The organism is Blastococcus sp. SYSU DS0616 (assembly GCF_054051015.1).
In genome coordinates this window covers 1-5,105 of record NZ_JBJHAJ010000050.1, presented here as the reverse complement: position 1 = coordinate 5,105, position 5,105 = coordinate 1, and the positions used below count along the sequence as shown (strand labels likewise).

The 5,105-nt window shown below is 75.0% G+C and carries 4 protein-coding genes; all 4 read left to right on the top strand.

Translation table 11 applies throughout. From position 1 onward, the window contains the following. Positions 1 to 25 precede the first annotated feature (25 nt). The 4 genes from ACI79K_RS20965 (at position 26) to ACI79K_RS20950 (ending at position 4,928) form a co-directional block, all read left to right on the top strand. The gene (locus ACI79K_RS20965; protein ID WP_456600663.1) at positions 26 to 1,105 is read left to right on the top strand and encodes an acetolactate synthase large subunit; all 1,080 of its coding nucleotides are present in this window, start codon (positions 26 to 28) and stop codon (positions 1,103 to 1,105) included. 99 nt (positions 1,106 to 1,204) lie between these two features. Continuing rightward, entirely contained in the window at positions 1,205 to 2,683 is a 1,479-nt protein-coding gene (locus tag ACI79K_RS20960) for an esterase (protein ID WP_456600662.1), read from the top strand. A 140-nt stretch (positions 2,684 to 2,823) separates the two neighbouring features. Further along, the gene (locus ACI79K_RS20955; protein WP_456600661.1) at positions 2,824 to 4,074 is read left to right on the top strand and encodes an MFS transporter; all 1,251 of its coding nucleotides are present in this window, start codon (positions 2,824 to 2,826) and stop codon (positions 4,072 to 4,074) included. A 38-nt stretch (positions 4,075 to 4,112) separates the two neighbouring features. Further along, the gene (locus ACI79K_RS20950) at positions 4,113 to 4,928 is read left to right on the top strand and encodes an alpha/beta hydrolase (protein WP_456600660.1); all 816 of its coding nucleotides are present in this window, start codon (positions 4,113 to 4,115) and stop codon (positions 4,926 to 4,928) included. Positions 4,929 to 5,105 lie beyond the last annotated feature (177 nt).

Here is a 5,105-nt window from a genome sequence, read left to right as displayed (position 1 = left end):
CCACCGCGCCACGCCCACCCCACCGATCAGCCGCCCGCCGCCCGGCTGCTCGGCGCCGGCCCCCCCCCCCCCCCCCCCCCCCCCGGCCCCCCCCCCCCCCCACGTCGCCCCGTCCGTGGTCGAGGACGTCGCCTCGGTCGTGCGGTCCGCCGAGCCGGTGGTGCTCCTGCTCGGTGGCGACGTCATGACGCAGGAGGGCCAGCTGGCCGCCGCCCAGGTCGCCGCGGGCACCGGGGTCCGGCTGATGGTCGAGACGTTCCCGGCCCGGTCGGCGCGCGGCGCCGGCCTGCCCGACCTGCACCGGCTGCCCTACCCGCCGGAGATGGCGATGGCCGCCCTCGCCGGCACCCGGCACCTGGTGCTCGCCGGCACCACCGCGCCGGTGCACTTCTTCGGCTACCCCGGGGTGCCCGGCCACCCGGTGCCCGAGGACTGCGCGGTGCACGTGCTCAGCGCCCCGGGCGAGGACGGCGTCGCCGCGCTGCGGGCGCTGGCCGACGTCGTCGCGCCGGACGCGAAGCCGGAGGTCGCGGAGTTCGAGCGGCCCGAGCTGCCCACCGGCGAGCTGACCCCGCGCAGCATGGCCGCGGTGGTGGGCGCGCTGCTGCCCGAGGACGCCGTCGTCGTCGACGAGGCGCTCACCTCCGGCGCGGGGCTCACCGAGATGACCTCGGCCGGCCCGCGGCACGACTGGCTCTCGCTCACCGGCGGCGCGATCGGCGACGGGCTGCCGATGGCGCTGGGCGCGGCGGTGGCCTGCCCCGACCGGCCGGTGATCGGCATCCAGGCCGACGGCAGCGCGATGTACACGATCTCGGCGCTGTGGAGCTACGCCCGCGAGCAGGCCGACATCACGACGATCGTCTGCGACAACGGCTCGTACGCGATCCTCGAGCACGAGCTCAAGCGGGTCGGCGCGGCCAACGACGGCGAGCGGGCGCGGCAGCTGCTCGACCTCGGCGGCCCCCGGCTGGACTTCGTGGCGATCGCGCAGGGGATGGGCGTGCCGGCGAGCCGTGCGACGACCGCCGACGAGCTGGCCGACCAACTACGGCGGGCGCTGGCCGAGCCCGGCCCCCACCTCATCCAGGCCGTCCTGCGCTGAGGTCGTCCGGGGGGTGGGGTACCGGTCCGTCACCCGGATGGAGTACACAGAGGCGCTCCGCTGTGACGAGCAGCACAGTGCCGACGAAGGAGTCGTCTCGTGTCCCTGCACCGCAACCGGTTGGCCCCCCTCGCTGTCGCGGCAGGCGTGGGTCTCGGTGTGTTCACCGTCGGGGGCCCCGCCCTCGCCGTCCCCCCGTCCTCCGACGAACAGGTGTCGAACCCGGACTGGCAGCCGGTCCAGCAGTCGCCGAAGGAGCGGGTCTACAACCTGCGCTGGACGGTCGCCGACCCGCGCTACGACTACGCCGGTGAGACCGCCGGCCAGGAGTTCGTGCCCCTGACCGACGAGGCTGGCAACCCGATCAGCAAGGTGCTCTACGGCACCGACCGCGGCTCGGCGTACCGCATCGAGGTGCCGCTGGACTGGAACGGCGACGTCGTCTTCTGGGAGCACGGCTACCGGGGGACCGGCACCACCGTCTACGTCAGCGACCCCAGCTACGACCTGCGGCGCACCTACATCGAGAACGGCTTCGCCTGGGCGGCCTCCTCCTACGGCGAGAACCGGTACGACATCGAGGCCGGTGCGCTCGCCACCGAGCGGCTGGCGCGGATCTTCGACGCGCGGGTCGGGCGGGCCGACCAGCGGTACCTGCAGGGCGTCTCGATGGGCGGGCACGTCATCGGCACGCTCCTGGAGCGCGACCGCGGCGTCGAGTGGGACGGCGCGGCGCCGATGTGCGGCGTCATGGGCGACTTCGAGCTCTACGACTTCTTCCTCGACTACAACCTGCTCGCGCAGACGCTCGCGGGGGTGGACGCCTACCCGTTCCCGTCGCAGACGGAGTACTTCGCCGAGGTCGTGCCGCAGATCAAGGCCGCGCTCGGCACCCCGACCACGCCGACCCCGGTGTACGAGGGGCTGACCGAGGAGGGCGAGGTCTTCCGCGCCAACATCACGGCGATCACCGGCGGCGAGCGCCCCGGTGACGACGAGGCCTTCGGCTACTGGGAGGGGCAGAACTTCGTCTACGGCGTCGTGACCAACGAGCCCAGTGGCCTCGCGGGCGTGCTGCCGGGTGCGGTGTGGACCAACGCCGACCAGGACTACCCGGTGGACCACACCTTCGAGGACGGCTCCACGCTCGACCAGCGCGTGGAGCGGGTGGCGCCGGCGCCCGGGACTCGGAGCACCCGCCTGGCGGTCCCCGTCCCGGCGCTCACCGGTGACATCGACGTCCCGGTGCTCTCCTCGCACACCCTCGGTGACTACTACGTGCCGTTCTCCATGGAGCAGCACTACGCCGCCGACGTCGCCGCGCAGGGCAACGCGGACCTGCTGGTCCAGCGGGCGATCCGGGCCGCCGGGCACTGCGAGTACACGCCCGAGGAGGCGGCCGACCAGTTCCTCGACCTGGTCGACTGGGTGGAGAACGGCGTGACGCCGGCCGGCGCCTCGGTGCTCGACCCCGAGGTCGTCGCCGACCCGAACTACGGGTGCGAGTTCACCACCCCGGTGCGCACCGGCACGCGGGCCTTCTACGAGGAGTGCCCGGCGCCGGGCGCCGGGGGCTGATCCGCGGCACGGCTGACCACCGAGGGCCCTCCTCCCCGCACCGGGGAGGGGGGCCCTCCGCCGTCCGCGTGCGTCGGTGGGCCCGGCGTGGCCACCCCCGGGTGGCCGGCGTCCGGCGGCGCTGCCTAGATTGCCGGGCAGTGGACGGCGGAGCGGAACCGGAGCCGGAACCCGCCGCACCCCGGCCGTCCCGCCGGCTGGTCACCGACCCCGTGTTCGGGCCCTACTGGGCCGGCAAGCTGCTCGCCAACGTCGGCATCTGGATCCAGAACATCGCGAGCGCGGCGCTGGTCTGGCAGCTGACCGCGTCGGCGTTCCTGGTCGGGATGGTCAGCTTCGCCCAGTTCGTGCCGCAGCTGGTGCTGACCCCGGTGAGCGGCGCGATGGCCGACCGGGGCAGCCCGCGCCGGCAGATCCTGCTCGGCCGCGCGCTGTGTGCGCTCGGGGCCGCGGTGCTGGCCGGCTGGGTCCTGCTCACCCCCGACGTGGCCGACGTGCCGCCGTGGGTCGTGATGGTCTGCGCGCTCGTCGTCGGCATCGGGTTCTCCGTCGGCGGGCCGGCGATGCACTCGCTGCTCCCGTCGCTGGTGCGCCCGGGTGAGCTGCCCCGCGCCGTCGCCCTGGACAACCTGACGCTCTCGGTGGGCCGTGCGGTCGGGCCGGCCGTGGGCGGGATCGTGGCCGCCACCGCCGGGTACGGCGTCGCGTTCGGCCTCGCCGCGGTCGGCCACGTCGTCTTCCTGCTGGCGGTGTTCCGGCTCCGGACGCCGGGTGCGGCCACCGCGCCGGGCCCGCGCCTGTCGGTCGCCGCGGGGATCCGCTACCTGCGCACCGACCCGGTGGTGGGCGTCCTGCTGCTCGGCATCACCGCGGTCGGGATCGGCGCCGACCCCGCCGTCACGCTGGGCCCGGCGCTGTCCGACCGGCTCGGCGGCGGCCCGGAGCTGGTCGGCCTGCTGGCCTCCGCCTTCGGCGTCGGCGCGCTCCTGGGCTTCGTCGTCCACGCCGCCCTGCTGCGCTTCCTCGACCACGCGCGGCTGGCCACCACCGGTCTGGTGCTGCTGACACTGTCGGCGGTCGGGCTGGCGCTGGCCGGGAGCGAGGCCGCCGCGGTGGCGGCCTTCGCGGTGGGTGGCGTGGGGATGACGCTGGCCATGAACGGCGTCACGACGCTGCTCTACGACCGGGTGCCGCGCGAGTACATCGGCCGGATCATGGCGCTCTGGCTGGTCGGCTTCGTCGGCTCGCGGCCGCTGGCCGCGGCGCTCAACGGGGCGCTCACCGACCTGGTGTCGGTCGTCGCCGCCCTGCTCGCGACGGCGGTGTTCGTGCTGGGCGTGGCGGCCGTGTGCCGACCGTCGGTGCTGCGGCGCCCCGCCCCGGGGCGGTGAGGGCGGGCATCATCGGGCGGGTGGTCCGGTCGGTACTGGTGAGCGTTGGTGCGGTGGTGCTGCTGCTCGTGGTCGTGGTCGGCCTGCTGTGGGTGTTCCAGCGCAACCTCGTCTACCTGCCCGACGGCGGGCCGGCGCGCCCGGTCGAGGTCGCCCTCCCTGGCGGCCGGGAGGTCGTCCTGACCACCGGGGACGGGCTGGAGCTCGCCGGCTGGCACCTGCCGGCCGAGGGGGACGGCGCGCCGACGGTCCTGGTGGCCAACGGCAACGGCGGCTCCCGGGACCTGCGCGCCCCCCTCGCGCAGGCGCTCGGCGAGGCCGGGCTGGGGGTGCTGCTGTTCGACTACCGGGGCTACGCCGGCAACCCGGGGAGCCCCACCGAGGAGGCGCTGGCGTCCGACGTCCGCGCCGCGCGGGACTTCCTCCTCGACGAGGGCGTCGCGCCCGACCGGCTCCTCTACTTCGGTGAGAGCCTGGGCGCCGCCGTCGTCACCGAGCTGGCCACCGAGCACCCACCGGCCGGCCTGGTCCTGCGCTCGCCGTTCGTCGACCTGCCGGCGGTGGCCGCGGAGCACTACCCCGTCCTTCCGGTGCGGGCGCTGCTGCGCGACCGCTTCCCGGTGGCCGAGCGGATCGCGCGGGTCGAGGTGCCCACGACGGTCGTGCTGGGCACCGAGGACTCGATCGTGCCGCCGGAGCAGAGCCGCGCCGTCGCCGAGGCGGCGGCCCGGCTGCACAGGCTGATCGAGGTGCCCGGCGCGGACCACAACGACCGGGTGCTGCTCGACGGGGACGCGCTGGTCGACGCCGTCGTCGAACTGGCCGAGCACTCGACCGGCTGGTCCCGGCCCTGACCGGACCGGCCGTTCACCCGACCGGGTGCTCTTGTGCCGATCGAGCCGGTCCCTGTCCACAGATCGACTGACCTCACCCCATCGGACTGGTCCGTTTCCTTACAGTCCGCACGGATTCGACGACTGCTCGACGGGGGATGGGCGTGCCGACTGCTCTGGACGTCGTGGACGGCGAGG